13 protein-coding genes are annotated in these 23,949 nt (G+C 52.1%); all 13 read right to left on the bottom strand.

Going from position 1 to position 23,949, the window contains the following annotated elements; all coding sequences use genetic code 11:
• Positions 1-1,869 carry a LamG-like jellyroll fold domain-containing protein gene (locus GT409_RS13120; RefSeq protein ID WP_233231562.1) on the bottom strand — a complete coding sequence of 623 codons (1,869 nt, stop codon included), beginning with the start codon at positions 1,867-1,869 and terminating at the stop codon, positions 1-3.
• A gap of 10 nt (positions 1,870-1,879) precedes the next feature.
• Positions 1,880-3,439 carry a sulfatase gene (locus GT409_RS13115; RefSeq protein ID WP_160630125.1) on the bottom strand — a complete coding sequence of 520 codons (1,560 nt, stop codon included), beginning with the start codon at positions 3,437-3,439 and terminating at the stop codon, positions 1,880-1,882.
• A gap of 17 nt (positions 3,440-3,456) precedes the next feature.
• Complete coding sequence (locus GT409_RS13110; protein ID WP_233231561.1) at positions 3,457-5,265, bottom strand: FAD-dependent oxidoreductase; 1,809 nt, start codon at positions 5,263-5,265, stop codon at positions 3,457-3,459.
• Between the two features lie 26 nt (positions 5,266-5,291).
• Positions 5,292-6,653, bottom strand: a complete 1,362-nt coding sequence (locus GT409_RS13105) for a hypothetical protein (RefSeq protein ID WP_160629517.1) — start codon at positions 6,651-6,653, stop codon at positions 5,292-5,294.
• The gene (locus tag GT409_RS13100; protein WP_160629516.1) at positions 6,653-9,064 is read right to left on the bottom strand and encodes a glycoside hydrolase family 2 TIM barrel-domain containing protein; all 2,412 of its coding nucleotides are present in this window, start codon (positions 9,062-9,064) and stop codon (positions 6,653-6,655) included. Before GT409_RS13100 ends, GT409_RS13105 begins: the two co-directional genes overlap by 1 nt.
• Positions 9,054-10,994: a hypothetical protein gene (locus GT409_RS13095; protein ID WP_160629515.1), complete on the bottom strand. Its 1,941-nt coding sequence runs from the start codon at positions 10,992-10,994 to the stop codon at positions 9,054-9,056. The genes GT409_RS13100 and GT409_RS13095 overlap by 11 nt, the downstream gene beginning before the upstream one ends.
• 269 nt (positions 10,995-11,263) lie before the next feature.
• The gene (locus GT409_RS13090) at positions 11,264-14,065 is read right to left on the bottom strand and encodes a hypothetical protein (RefSeq protein WP_160629514.1); all 2,802 of its coding nucleotides are present in this window, start codon (positions 14,063-14,065) and stop codon (positions 11,264-11,266) included.
• A 56-nt stretch (positions 14,066-14,121) separates the two neighbouring features.
• Entirely contained in the window at positions 14,122-15,639 is a 1,518-nt protein-coding gene (locus tag GT409_RS13085; RefSeq protein ID WP_160629513.1) for a hypothetical protein, read from the bottom strand.
• Positions 15,640-15,852: 213 nt separating this feature from the next.
• Positions 15,853-16,488, bottom strand: coding sequence for a response regulator transcription factor (locus GT409_RS13080; RefSeq protein WP_160629512.1), 636 nt, complete (start codon positions 16,486-16,488; stop codon positions 15,853-15,855).
• Between the two features lie 26 nt (positions 16,489-16,514).
• A complete protein-coding gene (locus GT409_RS13075; RefSeq protein ID WP_160629511.1) occupies positions 16,515-18,470 on the bottom strand; it encodes a sensor histidine kinase in 1,956 nt (651 codons plus the stop codon).
• Positions 18,471-18,899: 429 nt separating this feature from the next.
• A complete protein-coding gene (locus tag GT409_RS13070) occupies positions 18,900-20,744 on the bottom strand; it encodes a sulfatase (RefSeq protein WP_160629510.1) in 1,845 nt (614 codons plus the stop codon).
• 12 nt (positions 20,745-20,756) lie between these two features.
• Positions 20,757-22,622, bottom strand: coding sequence for a sulfatase-like hydrolase/transferase (locus GT409_RS13065; RefSeq protein ID WP_233231560.1), 1,866 nt, complete (start codon positions 22,620-22,622; stop codon positions 20,757-20,759).
• Positions 22,622-23,947, bottom strand: coding sequence for an alpha/beta hydrolase (locus GT409_RS13060; RefSeq protein ID WP_160629508.1), 1,326 nt, complete (start codon positions 23,945-23,947; stop codon positions 22,622-22,624). Before GT409_RS13060 ends, GT409_RS13065 begins: the two co-directional genes overlap by 1 nt.
• Positions 23,948-23,949: the final 2 nt, after the last annotated feature.

Here is a 23,949-nt window from a genome sequence, read left to right as displayed (position 1 = left end):
TCAGTTGTATGCCGCTTTCACATCCGCAGCAGTCAAAGGCCGGGTCCAGATGGATACTTCATCCATCGCGCCGACAAACGGTTTGACCGGCAATTGATCAAAGCCTTTGTGGCTGTAGTTCAAGCCTCCGATTCCAACCCGAACCGCCTGATTAAAATGAAGTTTTCTATCTGAACCGTTCAGACGGGTTTCTGACTTCTTTCCATCGACAAAAATTTCGACCTCCGAAAGCAGGCAACCGTCGTGCGGCATGGAAACAGCAATCTGGTGCCATTTGCCGTCATTGAGTTTCGCTCCAACAGCCGCAAGCCTCTGCGAATCGGAAATCACCGCTTCCGGCACGCCGTCGTTCAGGTGCAGATTCAGGAAGTTCTTCAGGGCTTTGCTCCAGATAGATCCGGTATTGATCAGGATCTGGTTTTCCGGCGACTGTGTTTTCATCCACAGTGCATAGGACACGGTGTGACCACTATGAAGCGGCCCCATGGCAAAAACGCCCATGCGGCTGTCTGCTGAAAACTGCCCGGCTTTGCCCTGCGGGCCGTCCGTCAACTCCACATTAGCCGTCAAAGCGCTGTAGTGTTCTCCAAACGTTCCAAGGTTTGGAAAAATGTCTTTGCAGGTCACGCCGCGAAGTATTTTGTCTTTTTCCATTTTTTCCCGTCCGGACAGCCCCATAATTGGGTAGTTCCACAGCGGCGGCTTTTCTTCGAAAGTGAAGTGAAAATGGCGACCATTCACATCAAGCAGCGCCAGCTCGCCCGATCCGTCGATGCGGGTTGCGTCACCGGATTTATCAATCACCAGTTTCCCGGAAACACTGTATTTACCATCCTGCGGCAGCGTGCCGACCTGCTGCTCATAACAGACCACTTCGATGCGATCATCGGAAATATCCAATGTCTGGAAATTGTTGAAAAAGTTGCCGCGGCTCACCAGCTGGATCAGGTCTGATTCCGAGTCTTTAGTCACCGTGTTGGCATGAACTTCACCGGCAAAGTAGATATCGACGTCATACTTGCGAAGCGCCTGCCAGAAAGAACTCTCTGAGCCATCATCCATCATCATGCCGCTGCTGCTGACTTTGCGAACCGGATAAATCACCGGCAGGTGCGCCTGCACAAAAATATGTTTGATGCCCGGATCTTTCCGAGCCTCGGAAAGAACGTTCTCCAGCCATGCGAGATGCGGCCCGGTCACGGTACCGGTCACCGAGCCTTCATCGCCGATCTTTCTGTCCGGATCTTCCTGGTGGAAAGCATCAATCGTCACAAAAAGCACGTTTTTATAGCGATATGCATACGAAGTGGTTTCGTATTTGGTTCCGAGCGGACGGGACGCGGCCTTTCCTGTCGGCTGGTCATACCGAAAACCTCCGCCGTCCGGGTTCGTGTTAAACGCTTTAGCAAAGGCCTCGCGGAACTGCGGCTGGCAACGGGAGACTGCAGAACCAGCCGGCCAAGGATTATCCCCCATTTCATGATCGCCAACCGCCATAATCAGTTTTGAATAGCCGCCCTTTTTGAAAGAGTCAATCATGCCTTCGTAGCAGAGTTTCCCAGCTTGTAGGATCGACTCTGCCGGAGTACCTCCGGGAAAATTGCTTTTGATAAAGCCGGACTCATCCCAATGGCCGGTGTTGCTGTCGCCCGGCAGCAGCATCAGTTCGCCGCCGTAATTGTCCTTCAGCATTTTGACCGCGGCGACATCGTCCGCTACCGCCTCGGCCATCCATGAAGGATTTTTTTCAGTCTGTGTATATTTTTCCGCCCAGTGCCAGTCCGCCAGCAGCAGGAACCGCCACGGTTCTTCCGCCCGAATCAGTCCGCACACACACAGGGTCATTGCCATAATTTTTACAGTTTTCATAATTTTCACCTCAATCGTTTGTCACAGAACTGCCCCACCAGTCCGAGTTCGGGGTCCAATTTTCTTTTAAATAATGAGCCGCCCGCTTTTCCTGTTTATCCTTCACAACGGTCCGGGCGTTTTTCAGCCGGGCATCAAACCGTTCCTTCGAAAAACGGGGGTCGGGTTTCGGCATGACGGCTTGCGTGTCCGCCAGCCAGGCATCCAGCCGCTTTTTCAGTTCAGCGGTCTTTTCGGGTTGCAATGCGGAAAGATCATTCTGTTCTCCGATATCGCTGGCCAGATTATACAGCTCGCAGCGGCCGTCCTCGTGGTAATAGATAAGTTTCCAATCCTTGGAACGAATAATGGACGATGGCTCTCCGCCCTGATTGCCGTAATGCGGATAATGCCAGAACAGATCGCGCGGCCCGAGAGCTTCGCCCTTCAGCACCGGAAGCAGGCTGACTCCATCCACATGCTGTTTCGGCATCAGCGGCAAACCGGCCAGATCCAGAATCGTCGGATAAAAGTCCATGCCGATAGCCGGAGTGTCCGTCGATGAATCCGGCTGGGTCATTCCGGGCACATGAATGATCAGCGGCTCGCGAATTCCACCCTCCCACTGACGACCCTTGCCACCGCGATACGGCAAAAGACTGGTCGAAAAAGAATCGCCGGAGGAAACGCCGCCGTTGTCCGAGGTAAAAATCACCACGGTGTTTTTATCCAGTCCGGTTTCTTTCAGTTTATCGAGCACAATACCGACCGCATCGTCAAGCAGCTCCATCATCCCGGCATAAACCGGATTGTCCTGCACCTGACGGACCGGCAGACGGCGATCAAATTCAAACCGCTCTTTATCGCCGACCAGCCCCATCGCTTCCGCTTTCTTGCGATACTTTTCACAAAGCGCTTCGGTGGTCTGGATCGGTCCGTGAACCGAATAGAACGAAAGGAACGCAAAAAACGGTTTGTCATGTTCTGATCCCAGAAAGGATGCCGTTTCACGGGCGAGGCGCAACGTAAGCGATTCGCCGTCCGGGCCATTCTCCAGTTTTGGATTGTTCCACGGAGCAAAATACCCCCCCTTGGGTGACCCGACGGTCCAACCTCCTTTGTTGATCATGAATCCATGATTTTCCGGCCAGGAACCTTCGGAACCCAGGTGCCATTTGCCGGCAAAAAAAGTGGTATAGCCCGCTTCCTGCATTGCTTCAGCAATTGTGACATCCTGCTGCGGCAGGTTGTGAACATATTCCGCATTCATCACCGGATCGCCCTTATCCCAGCCCAGCCCGGACGGATCGCCGATCCACTGTGTGATGCCGTGGCGTGCCGGCGTCTTGCCGAGCATGATGCTCGCGCGCGACGGACTGCACACCTGGCAGGCGGCATAGCCTTGATCGAACCGCATACCGGATGCGGCCAGCCCGTCGATATGCGGCGTTTCATAAAACGTGCTGCCCGTATATCCCAGATCCCGGCACCCCAGATCATCGACCAGGATAAACAGAAAGTTACGCTGAGGCGCTGACAGCAAGGGAAGCGCTGCCGACAACAAAATCAGATTGATCCAAAACGTTTTCATCATCATTCCCCGTTAATTCAAGGATTTGCTACCTGAAGTCCTTCCAACTGAGCCGTCAGGCCGATCAGTGATTGCAACTCTTCAATATGACCCTGATATACTCCACGCGGGGTTGTTTGATAATTCAGGCACAGAAAAGCCGCATAACCTGTTGCAATTCCCATTTGGCCGGTCGTCCGCATCACCCGGGGTCCGCCGAGTCCGATATGAGAACAGCTGAAACAGCGGCCGGCCATCATCAGGTTTTCAATATTACGTGAATAAAGGCTGCGAAATGGAACATAATACGAATCCTGCGGCTTATGGAAAATTGCCTCAGAAAGGAACCCGCCGGATTCCAGCTGATAATGTACATCCACAGAGCGTTTTTCCTCGACCACGGCATCCTCGAATTTCCGGCAGGAAAGCATGTCATCCAGCGTATAGATATAGTCGCCCATCAATCTCCGGGACTCCCTCTTCCCAAGAAGATATCCTACCCATTTCAAGGCAACATCCCCGTTTTCCGGATTCTGCTTGGCATTATAAAATGAACCGCAAACAGCCCGCAGAAGATGATCCCTGATTTCTTCTGCATCATCCACCTGATGCAGATCCTCCCGCGCAAACTCCCATTCCCAGTCGCCTTCAACAGCCGCATACTGCTTCGCCACATCCATTGCCCATGGCACCGCCGGAAAATCCTGCAGGCTGCCTGAGTGTTCGGAATTCCAAAGCAGGGAAGATCCCATGGTCATCCGATCCGCGACCGCCGGTGACCAGCGATCACCTTCCGCCGGATCTCCCTCATTATAGGTATCCGCGCTTTCCCGGCCGTAACGGAAATCTGCACCGGCCCAGTACCCGATCCAGCCATCGCCGGTGCAGTCGATAAACAGCGGAGCGGAGAACCGGATGGTTTCTCCAGTCTCAATATGCCGAGCATCTACAGACTGAATCCGGGAGCCGTCCGCCTGTACAGCATATGCTCTGTACGACAGGAATGCCTGTACGTTCATGGCATTGCGCATAAAGGCATCCCGTTTTTCATTATCGCCGACGGCCTGTGCCGAACCGTTCTTCCATTTTTCCGTATCCAGCCCTTTTAAAATCCGGGTGCCCGCCCCATAGATACCTAACGTATGAACACGCACCTCCTGACTGGCATTTCCACCAAACACCGGTCGATCATGAATCAGTGCAACATTCAGCCCCTGCTCTCCGGCAGCAACAGCGGCAGCACAGCCCGCGATCCCTCCCCCCACGACGACTAGGTCGCAGGTCACCGCGGCAGATGGTGTTTCCGCAATTCCCGCCAAACGATTCCGCCACGCAGCAAGCTCCTTCAGGTCGTTCGGGGGGACAGCATCAACATCCCGGGTGAAATAGAGAGCATCACATCGCCCGTCGAATCCAGTCATATCCAGTAATGCAAGAGACACAGAGGAATCGGAGATCTCAACCACACCGCCATCCTGCCAGGCCCAGCCATCCTGTGTCCCGAAAACCGTATCGACGACCCGGTCTTCAATGCTTACCTTAAATCGTCCCGGCGCATCCCAGTTCCCTGGCACCCAGTTTTTCGTCCGAACCCACAGCCGGTAACTGCCGGTCTCCGGAAAAGAAACGGTTGTCCGGGCAGGCTCCACCGGCTTTCCCAGCCCATGAGCCAACAAGTAGGAAGAGCCCATAATATCCATAAACTGCTGATCCACGACCCAGCCCCCCTTATCGGCGAAAGTCTCCGCTTCGACCAAAACTTCCCCGACCGCACAAACCTTCTGACTGCAGAGCAACAGCATGATCGTTCTGGGAAGCAACCATTTAACTCCTAATTTTAAATTCATAAACCTCTCTCTTTCTAATTCACTGGTTAACGGTGATCTTTTTCCGACTGGATAATAATCGCACTGTAAGGGACAAGCTGCTCAGGCAGCATATTCAGCTCTTTCCAAACCGGCTTCGTGTCGAGCGGGCCTGTACCGGAAAACTGAAAAACTGAACACAGCGACACCCCGGACATTCCCTCAAATGTCACCCGAACCGATTGATTCTGATCCGTATGATTGATGAGCAGCACATTGACACGTTTCTGTTCATCATCAATAAATGCGTAAGCATGGACGTTTTGAGGAAAATCCGACGTACAGGCCACTGGCTGTCGAGTGAAAAAATTACCGATGATCCAGGCCGCCCGCCCGGTAGCCGTCAGTTCGTTCCGGGTATCCAGAGTACAGAAAACAGCATCGGCCTGCTCCAAATCCATGTATCGTGTCGTCCAATACATGTGATTGATCATTCCGTCGCCATAACGGTACTGTCTGCCGGCGACATCCAGCGCACCGATAGCACTGATCAGATCATTGCGTTTCTTGTCGTATTTAAAGCTCCATTCCACGACCGCCAGCAGATAATCACGACCGGACTTTTTAATGACTCTCTTTTCCTTTTTCCAGCTCGGGCTCAAAAGAGCATCTCCCTGTAAAGAATCAAACGTCTCTTTCCAGTCACTCTTTTCCCATGTCCCGACATAACCGCTGAGAGAAAGAATATTCACCGTATCCTTCACAACAGCAGGATCAACACCGCTCGCAGCAATGCGAATGGACGGGTCGGCTTGTTTCATAGACTGTGCGATTTGAAGAATATCAAGACTCCGCTTCGGGTTGGGATTCCGGCTCTGCGAGCTCCAGTTCTCATTGCCGATTTCCCAGTATTTCACTCCATAACCGCGTATCCGGTTGGCATAGGTCACCCAGGCGACAGCATGTTCTAGAAAATCTCCGTACCGTTTCGTTCGGGCAGAGGTGTCATATGGGACCACGACCCAAGGTTCGGCTCCGAGGCGGCGGCAAAGAGCGATGAACTCATCAAAATCCAGCAGGTCGTCCCGCTGTGATTTTTCACAGTAATCGAAAACAACCGGCGCTGCATTTGTATACGGCGGCGACGCAAAACGGACATGATCCGACTTCTCGCCGCCGGGGTAACGCAGCCAGCGCACCTTCATGTCTTTCAGCGCCGCTTCAACACTCCGAGTCCGCACTGGCCACAGCGAGTCGACATCACGCAGATAATTCAGATTCATGCCGAACGGATGGACCGGATAGCTACTGGCCACACGGTCCGCCTGAACCGTAATCTCAACGGCATCTGCGCCCGCGCCGCCCAGGAACAGCAGGAGCACTGCCCAGCTCACTGCTGTGAACTTTATAATCTGTATACGTTTTATCATTACTTCGCTTGAATCTGAATGGTTGCGTCTTGCAGTCCGTCACACTGTGCCGTCAGTCGAATCGTACCGGGCTCACTTTTTTTCGAACGCACAACAACCAGCGCCAATCCATTGAATACGTTTCTGTCCAATGATTGGAACGACTCCAGATTGGTCGGATCACCGTTACCAACAGCAATAATTTCACCGGGACCGTCGATACTGAGCTTAAACCGGTTATGTGTGCGCGGCACCAGCAGTCCTTCACCATCCGAAACCTGAAGGGTTACGAAGGACAGATCAGTGCCATCTGCGCTGATCTGTGCGCGATCTGCGGTCAGTTCCAGCTTCGCGGCAGTCCCTGTCGTTTTCACAACATCCTCGGCCCACGGCTTTCCGTTTTTATAAGCTACCGCTTTCAGCTCGCCGGACTCGTAAACCACATCATCCCAGCGCAGCCGGTATTCGTATTCGCCTTTCTTTTTCCGTCCGAGTGATTTCCCGTTCAGGAACAGTTCGACTTCGTCGCCGGAGGTATAAACGTGTACCGGAGTGACTTCACCTACGCGCTCCGGCCAGTTCCAGTGAGGCAGAATGTGCGCCATCGGCAGCTCCGGCCGCCAGCGCGCCTGATAAATATAGAAACGGTCTTTTTTGAATCCGCACAAATCGACAATTCCAAAATAGGAACTTCGCGGCGGAATGTTTCCGCCCAGCTTGGCAAGCTGCTCTTCCATATGCTTGCGCTCATCCGGATCGGTAAAGTTGAGCAGATTGGTGTTGTCCTTGTTATAAGGCGTCGGCTCGCCGATATAATCGAAACCGGTCCAGACAAACTCCCCGAAAATGGCCGGATACCGGTCCAGCGCCTCAAACTCCACATCCGGTTTATACGCCCACGGCGGAGCAAAAAGATCATAGCTGCTGACCTGAAAGTGTCCGCCCTGTCCCATCGCCTTGTCATCCAAAACCGGGAAAAAATATTCGCCGCGCGAACTGATGCACGACGCCGTTTCGCTCCCGTAAAAAGGCTGATCGGGATGTTCTTTCATGAACCGCCGGTAAACAGCGGCATTGTCCTTGGCCTTATAATTAAAGCCGAATACATCAACTGTTTTTTCAAATCCGTTGAACCCGGCCACTGCATGATTACATCCGGTTGTTACTGGGCGGGTCGGGTCCAGTTTATGGACAATATCGGCCAACATTTGGGAAACCAAAATACCTTCTTTATTGCGCATTTCCTTCACTTCGTTACCAGTACTCCACATTACCACGCATGGATGGTTGCGATCACGATGGATCATCGCGCGCAGATCTTTTTCGTGCCACTCTGGAAAAAAGCGGCCGTAGTCATTTGGGGTTTTTGACGCCTTCCAGCAGTCGAATGCCTCGACCTGCACCAGCATACCCATACGGTCGCAAAGCTCCAGCAGCTCAGGCGCCGGCGGATTGTGTGAGGTGCGGATGGCGTTGCAGCCCATTTCCTGAAGGATTTCAATCTGGCGCTCCAGTGCGCGCTTATTCACGGTAGTGCCCAGCGGTCCGAGGTCGTGATGCTGACACACCCCTTTCATGCGCACCTGTTGCCCGTTCAGGAAAAACCCGTCTTTCGTGTATTCAATCGATCGAATTCCAAAAACAGTTTCCACCGTATCGACAACGTTCCCGTCCTGTTTGATAACGGTTTTGAGCGTATAAAGATTCGGCGCTTCCAAACTCCACAGCTTGGGCGAAGAAACCGTCAGAGAACAGTCTGTGCCGCTACCGCTGATTCCTGCTCCAACAATCTCATGAAACACCTGCGTGTGATCATCGGCACCAACTACATCTGTTGTCACGACGACGGTTGCGGATGTCTCTGACACATTCGGCTTTGTCACCGAAATGCCCCAGTGGTCCACATGCACCGCGTCCGTTTTCACCAAGCGCACATTGCGGTAAATGCCGCCGCCCGGATACCAGCGCGACGACTCTTCTTTGTTATCCAGCTTCACCGCCAGAACGTTGTCGCCTTTTTTGAGGTACGGGGTCAGCTCCAGCCGAAACGATGAGTAGCCATACGGCCAGCCGCCAACGAGCTTGCCGTTCAGCCACACTGTGCTGTCGGACATCGCCCCGTCAAAATCGATAAATACTTTTTTCAGCAGATCGTTTCCCGAACATTGGAAATGTTTGCGGTACCAGCCGATTCCCGCCCACGGCAGCTTGCCGGTACGGTTCGGGAGTTCGGGATCAAACGGCCCTTCAATGCCCCAGTCGTGCGGCAAATTAAGCGTGCGCCATTGTGAATCATCCAACTCTGGAGACGATGCTTCCACATCAGCTTTCTGGAAGCGCCAGGCTTCATTAAAATTCATAACTTCCCGCTCAGCAGCGGCATTCAGGCTAAGCAATGCCAGCCCCAGCAATACGTTTTGTTTAATGTTCATTCAGACTCTCCCTCAGTAAATAAAGTTGTTCTGCCGTCCGGCGACAGGCGTTCACCATGTCCGGATACGGCGTATCCGTTCCATCCACAAAACCGATGCGATAATTCTCGCCGTCACCGCGCCCCGTCAGCGGCTGGTCAAACATCTGGAACCAGTGCGCACCGACAATCAGCGGATTTTTCATCGCGGCAGTCATGTAGACTTCAAACAGGTCGGCGGCATGCTCGATATCCATCGCTGTACAAAGGCCGCATCCCCAGACTCCGCGTTCCGTGATGGTTCCGAAATGAAATTCACCAATCATGACCGGTGCGTTGAACCCGTTCGGAACCTGTAAAACATCCGGCGTGTAGTCATACAAATTGATGCTCACCACGTCTGCAAATTCTGCGCAGATGGACAGTGCGGTCTTATTGCCGGTATGGTTGATTCGGCTTCCGAGATACAGCTTGTGCGGAGCAAGCTCACGCATGGAATCGCGACAGGTTCCAAAATATTTTCGATACCACATTTCGCTGAGATCCTGCAGATCGCGCCATGAACCTTTGCCGCCGGCCCTCAGCTCTGCCCAGCTGGACGCCTCCGATCCCCAGGCCGCCTTCAGCGTTGCAAAATCGCCATATTTTTCCTGAAGCTGACGAATAAATTCCTGACGCGTAAAACAGTCTTCCGGCGCATTCAGCGCTTTTGCTGCTGGTGAAACCGGCTGAGCAAATGACAGTTCGTTATCAATAAAAAAGCCGATGCACCACGGATCGGTCGCTTCGGTCTGGAACTTCCGGACCGCATCAAAAACATGCTTCGAAAAATCAGGATGAAACACATCCGGCAGCGCCTTACTGGCATCTCCACCTTTTTCAGGAATCACATTCCGCCAAAAATGTACTGCCACTGTATACGGAGTCCGTCCAACCTGATAAAAATCCGCAGAGCTCCAGTTGCCAAGCGTATTCACGCCCCAGACATGCAATCGGCGATGCATAAAATCGACCGATTCCGCCCGCCAGTTATCCCCGTACTTTTTCTGTAGATTTTTCAGTCGCGGATTCCATTTGCCCACACCGGGTGTTTTCGTTTTGCCGGCATCCAGATTCAGACAATCAATTCCGAGCGACCAAAAAGGATATCCATCCGGATCCACCAGACACCAAACATCGTCTCTTTCCAAGGTTTGGAAATGTCCGGAAGCGTCAAAGCGTTCCCCTCCTGTCCAGCCGCCCCAGCGGCTGCGATTTTCCAAGGGTTGGAACTTTTGCAGCTCGGCGGTTTCCCGCTGAAGCGCCTGAACCAGATTCGTTTCGCTGTGTATCTTTTCCGGCCAGTCGGCATGACGGTTCTGCCCGAACTCATCGGTGACAGGCACATAATTCTCTTTCAGGTTTCCAATGGTTGGAAACTCAAAATCGACGGCCGCGCGCAAATTGGAAACGTCACAGTCCACTTCGTCGCCATCTGTAAAAAAATCGAGCTTGATGCGATTAATTTTCGATGCCGGGATCTGCCGCCAGCCCGAATACTGATATCCGCCCGGATATCCACGCATCTCTCCGAAAACCTGTCGCAGTGCAGCGTCATCTTCTTGGTGTAGAATCAGCACCGGCAGCGTGGCGCTTTTCCCTCCCGGCACCGAAATTCCGCCGGTGACTTTTTTCCAGCTCTCACTGTTTTTTGCCGTCACATTGGCCCGAACCATCACAGGGGCTCGACCATTGTTTTCAATATCAACCAGCATCCAAAGTTTGGACGAGCAGTCCCAGACCTTGTCCGCGGGAGTCAGCACAGCGGAGGCAGACTTCCCTGCGGACGTCACCTCCACCTGCCGTTCCCGCATCTCCAGTTCCAGCGGTCGGCGATCTTTCAGCGGATGCTGATTACGCTCTGCATATCCAGACAGCACAGCCGCAACTGCTATGTACAAAATCCATCGCATTACTGTTTACTCTTCTCCAAATCTTCCCGCGTCATGAGACCAACATCATTTGCTTCGCGGTTTAAAGGGACTGTCTTTGTTATCAAATTGGGATTCATTTTCAGGGCATCAAATCGTGCACAATATACATAAAACGCAAATGGAACAGATACTGGTGAAACCTCTAGGTCGAAGCCGCCGCATAAACATCACAGCGATCAAACGACGCTCCCGGCGAAACCGGAATTGCCGAACAGACTCCAGACAAATCGTTTCCCTGCACACCCACATTACGGATTCTCCACCTGTAACCGGTAAAACCCGGGAGATTCCAGTAGAACAGATAACGACATATCTCCCGGGATGCCGTTTATAATCGGCGAAACCGTATTCCATTCATTCGAAAGCAGGCTGGATGACTGAACAACCGTATATTTTCTTGCCGTTTCGGCACGCCAGGAAACCACAAGCGAATCGGAAGCATCCGAAACCGTACTGCCCGAGACGGCAATATTATCGAACGCCCCATTCGACCAAATCTCTGTGGCATTGGACGCCCTCAAGATAAAGCTGGCTTTCTCTCCGTGCTCCAGAACCTGATCAGGCAGGACAGAAAGTGACCAATCAAAATCGTGATAATCTGCAAGCTTGTTTCCTGAACTTGAAAGCCCGGAAACCGAATTGATCAGCGTGCGGTTTGTAACGCCGGACAAGTTCCCGAAGGTGTAATAGAGCGCAACATCCTGTGGCGAACTGGTCCACCACGGGGCATAGTCGAAATGAACCATTTCAAGACACAGCGGCAAGCCGGTCTCGTTCTCAATTTGGAAGCCTACCTCATCCATCCCGTTGGTTGCACGTACAACAAAGGCACCGGCAGCTGACGAAGCTCCAAAATCAGCGGAACCATAGGAACCATCGGTTGAACCAACGGTTTCATCGAACCCATAGCTGTCACTGTCCCAAAGCAGAGCGTTAATGCCTGCGGCAGAGATATCTCCACCGATGCCCATGGCGGAATGCCAGCCCGCCAGAAGGCTCTCAGAAATGGCCCTGGTACGCTCAACCTGGATGACGGGACGGTTCGGCACATCATTTGATAAATAGTTGAAGCCAATCATATTCAGGCTGTTCGCCAAAAGGGTTGTTCTCTTCCTGCCATTGACATCCCACAAACCGATTTTCTGCAGGGACCCCTGACCGTTGCCGTCATCCTTGAAACGCCACGCCTCGTCAATTTCATCAATTTGATAGCCGGGAATTATGAATTCTATCGGTCTATCGCTGTCAGTTTTATTCAGTAAATACGCGACCAGTTCCCCTTGACGGCCTTTGACAGCAACAATGTATATGCCGTCGATGGATGCAGATGCCTGAACAACAGTCTTCCCGACGGCTTTTGAAAAAAGCCACATCCAAAGCGCAGTAGAGGTTGAACCGCCACTGCGCACAACATGATTTTCGAGGGCCGGGTTTCCCCCTGGCGCATTGTGCAGGGCAAAAATCAGGCCGATATCGAGCCCGGCCTGCAGAAACTGCATTTGCATTTCGGTCTGCATCAAGGCTGTTTTAAAATTGGAGTGGGCCAGATCGGTTTGCCATGGACCGGGGCCTAAATTCCACTCCAGCACCACCATCCGAATGTTCGGATAGCCAAGACTGGCAAACAGGTTGTTGGCGTAGAGAATCGAATCTTTGTATGAGAAAGAACTCGACGTGCGCGACATCGGCAGTTCGGATTTCCACAAGGGCCATGACGCATTATCCCATTCCCAATACCAGTGAATATCCACGTAGTCGATATTGGTTCCAGCAATTCCAAGCATGGTTTCCATGGCCGACTGAAAGGCGGATCCCGTAACATTATTGATCCAATTAGCGATTAGTTTTGCATCAGGAAAGACTTCCTTGATGGCCTCTGCGTAGAGATTAAACGATTCGGCATAGCTGGCCGGAGTCCAGCTTTCTCCATCGCCATCAAGATCGCGGTTATAGCCGTTCCCGGAATGATAACTCTCGTTGTCGAAATAGATATATTTCACATTATATCCACGGTCCTTGCAGGCCTGTACCAGAGCACGAGCCTCGGCGACGCCTTCGGTCTCGCGCTGCCATTCCTTGCCTGAGCTCATATTGATGCCAAGCATGATTTCCGCACCGGTTTGGTCAATGAGTGCGAGGTATTCATCAAGATCCATGAAGTTTTCCGGCGGCTGACCAGAGGCAATGTCGTACGTTGGATTCCAGCTGTCAGTCCATGCTCCGGTAAAGGCATCCCAGTGAGAAACCGTAACAACCGTACCGCCCGGCCAACGCAGGGCACCAATGCCTACGTTTTTCGCGATATCGGCAATTTCCCCGTCGGCATAGAAGGCATCGGGACACCAGAGGTAGATCAACCCGGCTCCCGACATCATTTTCGTCACTTCAGACTTCTCCACGCCAGTCTCTATGGCAGCGAAAGGAGGTGGATTCCCTCGCTGACCGCTAACAGCAATATTATCGAATGCCCCGCTGGTGTTTTCATCTGCAGCATCAGTTGCGGTCAGTTCAAAGGTTGCTCTTTCTCCATCGGCCAGAACATAGTCGGAGAGGTTTTCAAGCGTCCAGTCAAAGTCTGGATAATCCGAAAGCCAGCTTGCATCATGCCCCAGGCCCCCAACAGACTGGAGTACCGTATTGTCGGGATCATCCAAGTCTCCGTAAGCATAAGTCAGTGTAATGGTTTTAGGGGAATTTGAGAACCACGCAAGATAGTCGAAAGAGATAGATGTCAGCTGAAGGTTCCCTCCCGTATTGTTCTGGATCTGAATCCCAACCGTGTTTTTTTCACCCAGAAATACCGTTCTCACGTTGTAGGCCGATGGGTTTGTCGATGCTCCATAAATTGAAGCGCCGAATGTTCCATCCAAAGACCCTACGGCACTGTCCACAGCGTACAGTTTGCCTGTAAAAAGAAAACCGTTAATCCCATCCACCTGAATGGCAGTATTGGTTCCTCGTCCTCCCTCCCATCCAATCAAGGGTTCTGCCGCAAACAACGCGGCCGGCCAGCACATCAAACACACCAGAATAATGACAGTCTTCAACATATGATCTCAATGAGCCGGGCAGCCACGTCCTATCCAAGCATCACGGTCTTTTCCGCTTACTCAACAATCAGTCGAATGAATTTCTCACTGTTCACCATGTCTGTAACGTTAGTGACATAGTCAAACTCTCCACCTGTAATATTGGTTCCTAGCACGGCATATCCGGTATTGGTCCATGCTCCGTAGACTAGGTTTGTACAGAGTTCCAGACGATACGACAGGCCGCTATCCAGATCGGCACGTTTGGGATACACGTAACCAAACCAGTCGGTTCCATCAACTGTTTCAACGCCCACTTCTGGCGCAATCCCCCGATCAGAACCATCAGTTGGATCGCCCCCCAATCCATACTCGCCAAGATTGTTCAGTCCGTCGCCATCGTAGTCGTCAGTAGCCGATCCGAGGTTGCCCCCCCATCCTTCAGCCCACGCATCATACCCAACGACCTCCACCGAACCAAACAATGCGATGTTGTCAAACGCACCGTTCACATAAGCCCCGGTGGCCTCCGTGGCAACCAGCGTGAACGTTGCCCGTTCACCGGGAGCCAACCTGCGGTCTGCCAAACCGGCTAACGACCAATCAAAGTCGCTATAGTCTGCAAACTTTCCGGTCGCGGCAATCCCGCCGGCACTGTTAAGAACTGTTTCTGCCGGAACCCCGCTCAGGTCCCCGTAAGCATAACTCATCGTTACAGTTGTCGGGCCATCTGAGAACCACGGACTATAGTCAAAAGAAAGGGTATCCAGTTGCACGACTTCTGTAGACGTATTGTGAATCTGAACCGAAACAGTGTTGTTACTGCCTAAATTAGCGGTTCGAACCGCGTAGGCAGCAGGCGATGGATCTGCACCCAGGGTGCTGCTGCCGAAGGTCCAATCGGTTGATCCGGCCGAGGCATCTGCCGAATAAATTAGATTTGCGAACAGGGTTCCGCTTAGGCCGTCGGCGACATACGCGGTATTTGTAAGAATTCCTCCATCCCATGCAATCAGCAGGTTATCACTCGGCGTCAACTCCGTCGTTTCGATGTTCAGAGAATCAAAAGCAAAGCTTTTTCCGGCACCATCGCCTGCAACACGAACATAAAACCCAATGGCACTGCCTAGAACATTGCTTCCGCCGGTCGTCTTAGTGTCAGCAGTTATATTGTAAAGATTCACCCATTGCTCCCATGCATCGGAAGGAATCGGATTAGAGCTGACATGGGGAAGGATTTGTTCGTCGAATTCCCATAAACCGTTGGCATTCACATCCGCAAAAAGAGTGGCCGTCACAGTGTCGGGGAAGCCGGTGGTCGTGGTATATTCTCCCATCCAAAAGGAAACCTGCAAAATCTCTTCAGTGAATGTTTCACCGAATAACTTCCATGTTCCCCGGTTGCTGCCGCCAAAGCCGCCGGCCGTGAAGAATTGATTGCTCTCCACCGGTAACAGCTCCCCGGCCGTGGACGCCCAGTATCCTCCCGAGATTGTCGTCCACCCCGAAGCTTCCGCAGGATCAGAGATCGTTGTGGCCTGCACAGAAAGAACCATGGCAGCCAATGCATACAATATAACAACTGTTCTTTTCATCACTTCTCCTTTTTTAGTTTTCACCATCAGTTCAATAACACCAATCAGATATAAAAATCGTCACTGCTGACTCATGAGTCACCTGCTTATGCGCATGCGTTTAAAATCCAAATAGGAATAAATGCCCCACATAGTAGTTAACAATAGAGAGTGTCGTAGTTCGGCACAACTAGTCATATGAATAGGTAATATGAAGGCCCGAACATGCCCTCATCAGATAATACCGGCGCGCAGAGCCTTAGCCACAGCACCTGTCTGTGACGGCACCTGTAGTTTTCTATAGATATTGGTCAAATGAAACCGGGCAGTGGCTACGCTGATATTAAGCGCTGAAGCAATCTCCTTAACCGCCAGTCCCGCGGCCAGTTTTTCGAGCACTTCAATTTCCCGAACGGAAAGATCAAACATATCTGCCGGAGCGGGATTGCGAAGTTCTTCAACCACGATCTTTGCAACAGATGGGCTCAGCGCAGCTCCGCCATAAAATACCTGCTGGAGTCCATTGACAATCTCCGGTCCGGAGGACTCCTTCAGCAAATATCCCGCCGCGCCTGCATCCAGCGCCTGAAGCACCTTCTTTTTTTCTGCAGAGACCGTCAGCACGATAACCGTTACATCCGGAGCAAGCACCTTGAGCTGCTGAATCCCTTCGACCCCGCCCATTCCCGGCAGACCGAGATCCATCAGCACTAAATCCGGTTGGGGATTGGTTTGAATCGCATCAAGAAATTCGATACACGACGGAAAGATACGGCTGCAGGTAATATGACCAGTTCGGTTCAGCAAACGCTGCAGGGTGCGGCGATAAGTTGTATCGTCTTCAACAATCCATAACGTAATCGGAATCATACCGGCACTCTTCCTTTCCCACACATTCAATTAGAAGTTTGATAGGATCGACAGGGATCTTTAGATATCCCCTCATAGGGAAGTTTCAATACCACAGAAGTTCCCTCTTCGGGAGTGGAATCAATTTCCAGCGCACCTCGAAGCTCCTCCGCCCTTTTTTTCATGCTGTCCAGGCCCCAGCCATCTGTTTTTTCTGCCGGATCAAACCCGCACCCGTTATCCCGAATTGATATCGAAAAGAATTTGTCGTCTACTATGATTTTCACCCACACCTGTGTTGCACCAGCATGACGTGCACAGTTATGTAAAGCCTCTCTAAAAAACATGAACAGGTGTCGTTTGAAAGTCAATGACACTTCAGTATTCGGGCAATACTCCGGCGTTTCAACAGAAAGCTCCATTTCGCGAAAAACCCGCCCGGCCCGTTCGACCAACTTTTCGACCAATGCCGGAAGACGGATACTGTCCTGATCCGTCACCCAGATCACTTCCTTCAAAGACGAATAGGCTTCCCTGGCCATCAGTGATAATTCCTCCAACTCGTCGCTGATTTTGGTCTGTTTTGCAACCAGCTGAAGTTCTTCCGTCATCAGAGAAATCCCCCCCAGACTGCTGCCGACTTCATCATGCAGGTCGCGGGTAATACGCATCTTCAGCCTACTTAATTCCTTCCGCCGCTTTTTATGCAGAAACCACCCTCCTGCGATCATAGACATCAAAAGCACAATTCCCCCGACCACACTGAAACGGAACTGAAGCTGACGCAACGCCTCATGAGACTCCGACAGTTTTCGATTCACCACCGCCAGCCGATGATCCAGTGGACGACGCATCGCCAAACCTTTGATCCATTCCGATTCTTGCAGAATACGACGATGACGACTATACCCATCCACCAGACAGGACAATTTCCCCTGATATCGTTCAGGAATTCCAGCAGCTCTTACCTGACAGTTAAGCGACCAATTTTTGTCAAATTCGGAAACACGGATTTCCCCCAATCCTAAAATTCGGCGTCCTTTATACTCTCCCAAATCGGAAAAAGTTAAACGAACATAGCGAATTCCCCGGATTGCTCCGGTCACGATATTCAACAAATTATTGTGGTATACTTTTTCCCGGGGATTTTCGATCGTTATCACCTCGGGACTGCTGAATTCCGAATTGGTTGACAATTCAACCGTTACCTTGTCAGGAAAACCAAACAAAGGAACCTCCATCCCATACGGTGCTTCAGCGGGCCACAGCTGAACTCGACCGACCTGCCGGGCTTTCCCTAGATCCAATGTGATCTGGACGGAGTGATCCATAATATCGTTTTGATTCCAGATGACCATCAGGTCATCCACCTCAGAAACCTCCTCGCTAAGCGGCATACCTAGATCCACCACTCCGTCATACAGATATTCAGCGTTCCATAATGGAGGTTCCGAAAGCGAGTTAGAAACCTCAACCTCAACCGTATCACCCCAGACCATCATATTATCTCCAATATGACCGAGGGACTGTCGGCGAAACAAATATAGTTCATTAATGGCATGATATCGCCGGTATTTTCCGACCCCCTGAGGAATCGTTATACGAACCTGATATACAGGTCGGCCGTTTCCACCAAAGAATACCGGATAGGATCCCGGATCAGGGAAATCCTCATCCATCCAGTTCACCATTTCCACCCATTTATATGGAGGTGGAGGCAAGATCCACTGCCCGTTTTCATCGCCAACCCAATAGCCTCCACTTTCGAGAACTTCGATCTTAAAACGTTTGGGAAAAGCATAAGCTCCGAACTTGGAATTATCAGGAAAAGAAACCGGTACCAAGGCAATTGAATCAAGTTGAACATCAAAGTCAAATTTAACATCAATCACTTGAGATGACACCTCCCCATCAGAATCCAGATCAACCGGCAAAGAATGCCAGCCCAGATGATCAGACAGTTGAACAGGATTATGATGCGGAAGCTTGGAGATCTTTTCCAAAAGCTCATCCCGCTCTTTTTCCAACTGTCTGATTCGCAAAGGCGGCCAACGTTTCAACGACCTGCTATCTGCTATCTGTCGCGCATGCCTCTGTGCAGGAAAGCATGGGTCTACCGGCTCCGCACAGGCCAAAACAGCTGAAATCAGGCATCCACTCACCCAGGCGAATTGCATTTGCCGCAAGTGATTCATCTTCATGAATAAAACATACACCTTTTTGCAGCGCAACTCGATTCCTTTCTATGGAGGAAGTATCCGTTTCAGGTTTAATTCCGCCAGTTGTGCCGACAGCATTCGTCCAAAACGGTGTTTATAGCCCGGAGCACTGTCGTCATTCTCAATATCCACTAGAATCTAAAATATGAAAGAACAAACCCACACCTGCCCTTTTGGGCTCAACAATCATTACAATGGAAAACCATACATGCTTTACTGTTTACTCGCCTCCAGCTCTTCCCGGGTCATGATGCCATCGCCGTTTGCATCACGCTTTTTAAAATAGGTTCGGTGATTTTCTTCGTTGTACGACTCTCCCTTTTTCTTCTGCGACTGTTTCGCCCACGCCAGCCACTCGGCTTCCGTCACCTCATTGTCCTTGTTTTGATCAAGCGCGGTGAACCAGTCCCATTTCGGTTTCTTAGCTTCGCGCTTGGCTTGTGTGCGCACAGAAACATTAGCCTTCGGCTTGTCGGCAGCGAACTGCTGCATCGGGCCGATCACTTCAGACATATCCTGATTCAGCTGTTCCTTGATGGTTTTGTATTCCGGCAGGTCCGCCAAATTGGTCCACTCGCGCGGATCTTTCTGATGATCATAGAGTTCTTCGGTCCCGTCGTTGTAGCGGATGTAGCGCCAGCGCTCGGTGCGCCAGCTCCAGTGCTGGTTGGCCAGATCGTTTTTTTCTTCCGGCGTGAAGGTTTTTTTTGAATCACCGACGTAGATCATGGAAAGAGCGCCGTCAGGTCCGGCCCATTCACGGCTTTGCGGATCTTCAAGGAACGGGCGCACACTGTGTCCGTCCAATATCGCCCCCTGATCATTTTTGCGGGTGTCTCCGGAAAGGCCGCACAGGTCCGCCAGCGTCGGATAAAGATCAATCAGCGAAATCGGATGTTCGGCTACGCCACCGGGATTCGTTACGCCCGGTGCGCGCACCACAAACGGAATGCGGCAGCTTTCCTCCCAGGGGGAGTTTTTAAACAGATAATCTTTCTGTCCCATCTGCCAGCCGTGATCCGCAGTCAGCACAATGATGGTATTGTCTTTAAACGGACTGTTATCAACCGCGTCCACAACCTGCCCGATACATTCGTCGACGGCAGCTACACAGGCAAGGTATGCCCGGGCAAATGTTTTAATGGCCAGTGCCTTATCCCCGTCGAAAGATTCAAGCAGCATACGGTAATAGCGCAAGCCTTTCTGGCTCGGATCAAAAAGCTTCTGATAATGCGTATCGGCGGCATCCCCATCCTTGATCACCGGAAGCTCAATGTCATCCAGCGGAAACATGTCGTAATATTTTTTCGACACGTGCAGCGGGGTATGCGGACGGATAAAGCCCACGCCGAGGAAAAACGGCTGATCGTTTTTCTCATCGGCAAACTGTTTGATCCGTGCAGCGGCCCAGGCGGCGTTGCGCTCATCCGGCGTCGGATCAATGCCCGAACGGAACGGTGTCACTTTGCTCCAGTCGCTATAAATCCAGCCGCTCTGCGGATTATCGTCGTCTGCAAACGGAATATCCTCCAGCATCCCCCACGATCCGTCTACGCCGCCGATCTGTCGAAACGGATCCGGCACACACGGATGAGCAATCCGTTTTTCGCCATCAAAAACGGACGGCCCGTAGTCTGCTTTATGCTTAAACTCATTCCACTCATCGGGTTTACCATGATGCATCAGCTTTCCGGAACCGGCCGTGTAGTAGCCATTCTTGCGAAAGTAATCCATCAGACTGTGTGAGTTTTTCAGCACCGGATTGGTGAACCATTTGTTCCAGAAAAAGTTGCCAGAGGTATGCGGATAGATCCCCGTCAAAAAACTGGATCGCGACGGCGCACAAACGGGATTGTTGCTGTAGGCCCGCCGGAAGGCAACCCCGGATTGAGCCAGCTTTTCAACATTCGGCGTGATGGACTGCGGATGGCCTTTGTCTCCGGGAATTCCGGTGATGTAATCATTCAGATCATCGCAAACGATCAGCACAACGTTTGGTTTGCCTGATGCACAGACTGCACCAGCTGCGCCAACGGCCAACACTGTTTTTTTCAGCATGTTTTTCATCGTTTATTTTTTCTTAGGCAGTTCACCGGTTCCGCCTTCCAGATAATTCACCCGATGCGGAACCAAACCGCCCATTTTCATCCACGCCGCATTCCCAACATTCGACAGATCAAACTGTATGCCGGCACCGTCGCGCAGCAGCACCACCGTGTTGAGGATCAGATTGACCTCGATGGGATCCGTACTGTGACGAAGCACATCCATCAGAACGGGAACCGGGTCGGCAGCGCCGGTCAACCCGAGAAATTCGGCGGCCCGGGTGCGCACAAAGCGGTCCGGATCGCTCGCGGAAATCGCCTCAATCTCTTTACTCAGCGAAAGCGCCTGTTTTCCAAACGCACTGCAGGTGATCAGCCCCCAGTACCGCTCAGCCGGCACAGCGGAGTTCAGTGCTTTTTCAAGAGCCGGCATCGCTTCAGGAAATGGACGCAGCTGCAGATCGGCGATATCGATCAGCGCTTCAATTCTTTCTTTATTCTTCCGCCCGAACTCAACGGCATTGCCATCGCTCTCGGAAAGCACAACCGGTTCCGGGAAAAAGCCGACATCCGGCAAAGCTTTCTCTTTCTGCTGAAGCGCACGGCGCATTTCAATCAGCACATCAGCATAAGAGGGATCGTTGGCAAGGTTGTTAACCTCATGCGGATCTTTTTCGAGATCAAACAGCTCTTCCGGCGGGCGGGCTTTATAAAAGGCCGACTGGACGGCATTGAGTTTTCCGGCGTTGGCCAGATCGCGCCACTCGCGAAAAGCCGGCTGTTTGTAGCGATAAAAAGCATGCAGGCCGTCAAAGTTAAACGGCTGGTAACTGCGCCAATACGTGTACTTTCCCTTGCGCAAAAAACGAACCATGTCGTACTTCTCGTCGAAACGTTCGGCATAACCAAATGCGGTGTCGCGTTTGTTCAGATCATCAAATGTAATGCCTTTTCCAAGAAACGGTTTTCCGTCGATGCCTTCCGGAATATCAACCCCGGCAAGGTTCAGTACAGTGGCGGACAAATCGACAAACTCAACAAACCCGTCGATGCGGGACCCGCGCTCCGCCGGCACAAGGTGCTGCCAGTTTTTCGGCACATACACCACCATGGCAACCTGCAGGCCGTCGTTGTGCGCATACGCTTTTCCTCCCGGCAGGACTCCACCGTGGTCGCCGTAGTGAAAGATAAAAGTATCGTCGAGCAAACCGTCTTCTTCGAGTTGCCGGATCAATGTTCCCATTTCGGCATCCACTACGGCGTTCAGGGTCAGATACTGTGCGTATTTCTTTCGGAACAGCAGTGTGTCCGGATGGTACGGGAACAGCTTTACACCTGCCGGATCGGTCACATATTCCGTCTCTTTTGGCAAATTTCCGAACAGGCGGCTCTCATGGGTCCGCATATAATTCTGGACATGAAAGAACGGCTGATTGGACTGACGGTTCCGGTAGGTGGCTTTGCCGGATGACTCATCCCAGACGCCTTCCTTATCTTCCGTTCGATAGTTGTAGTCTTCTTTTTTGTTGTTCGTGGTGTAATAACCGGCCTGCCGGAGATAATACGGAAACATGCGCAGGCCGGACGGCATCGCCACCGGCACCTGATTACGGTGATACTGCGCTCCGGTGCGCGGACTGTAACAGCCGGAAATGATCGTACTGCGCGCCACGGAGCAGACCGGCCCGCAGGAATAGGCATTGTTAAAAACCAAACCATCCTTCGCCAGCCGCTCCACATTCGGCATGGGAGCGCCGTGTTCCGGATTATACAGCCGATACCAGCAGGCGGAGTTATCTTCTGTTGTCAGCCAGACAATATTGGGCCGGTCCTGCACCGCAAATGCGGCACAGACTATAAGAAAAAAGAAACTGGAAATTTGCCGCGTCATTATTCTGCGCGTTCCGCCCATTTACGTTGCGAGGTTTCAAAATCATTGGTGTAGATCCCCAAATCATGAAGCAAGCCGTGAATCTCTTTCTGCTGGCGGTAGGGATAGAGCATGTCATGCCCTCCTCCGGGCATCAGCACAAGCTTCACTTTGCCGCCTTTGGCGCGAAGCGCTTCGGCAAACCGAACCGCAACATCACAGTCAATTGTGGCATCCGCATCACCGTGCATCAGAAGTGTCTGCGGAGGATTGTCTCGGATATTATGAATGGCCGAACCGGTGGCCAATGTGTCGAAATCCAGCGACACCATAAACCCTTTCGGCTGATAGGCGAAACGGCTTTCGCCGACATCGGTCAGGTCGTACATTCCACAGAATCCGATGTAGCCGATGCACTCCGGCGTTTTCTGAGCAAGAATGGATGAGAGATGCCCGCCCGCGGAGCCGCCGGCCATAATCAGGCGGCTCATGTCGATGTTCAGTTCTTCCGCATGCTGGCGAAGCCACTCGACAGCATCGAGCAGGTCACCGAAGGTTTTCTTAAACGTCCCGCCCTGTTTGATCAGGCGATACTGCACCCGCGCACCGGCCACGCCCTGCGATGCATGCATGGCCGATCCCCACAGCATGTTGTCCGGACTGCCGACCGACCAGCCGCCTCCATGCACCCAGAAGATCACCGGCACCGGACCGTCGACATTGAGCGGCCGGTCGATTTTCAACACCAGTTCCAGATCACCGACGGTTTTGTACACATAGGTTTCGGTTTCAAATGCCTTGGGTGGACGAACCACCTCCGGCACGGAAAAGTCCGACTTCACCAATCGAACATTCCGGAACTGCGCTTTTCCCGGATGGTCGGAGCGCACCTTTTCCTTGTTTCTGAAAATCCGGTTCGGTTTAGCCGCCGGACAGATCCGGATGCGGAAGTTTCCTTTGCGCGATCCCAAGGACGTCTTCGTGGTATAGGTTTTCCAATCTCTGGAAGGCGGCATGCGAAACAACCGAATCGGCTTGCCTGCATCTTTGGCATCGGCGTGCGCAACCGCAACGACCGGAGTCAGGCCGTCTTCGGAGCGGTATTCCATCGAGAGCTCATAGAACTGATCCGGCTCAAGCGTAATAGTCTGCTCAAAAAAAGCGTTTTGCATTTTGTCTTTCGGAGCCTGCTCATAGGTCAGCACGCCATCCGTTACCGACATGACCTCCTCGCCCTTCCATGACAGTTTCCAATCCTGCAGGTTGTCCGCAACGAGGTTCTGCCCTGCACTCGCCATTCCGGCCAGCAGGGTCGCACTGATCAAACTGTATCTTATTTTTCTCATCA

The organism is Tichowtungia aerotolerans (genome assembly GCF_009905215.1).
In the GTDB taxonomy this organism is placed as follows: domain Bacteria; phylum Verrucomicrobiota; class Kiritimatiellia; order Kiritimatiellales; family Tichowtungiaceae; genus Tichowtungia; species Tichowtungia aerotolerans.
This window is presented reverse-complemented; position numbering and strand designations above follow the sequence as displayed.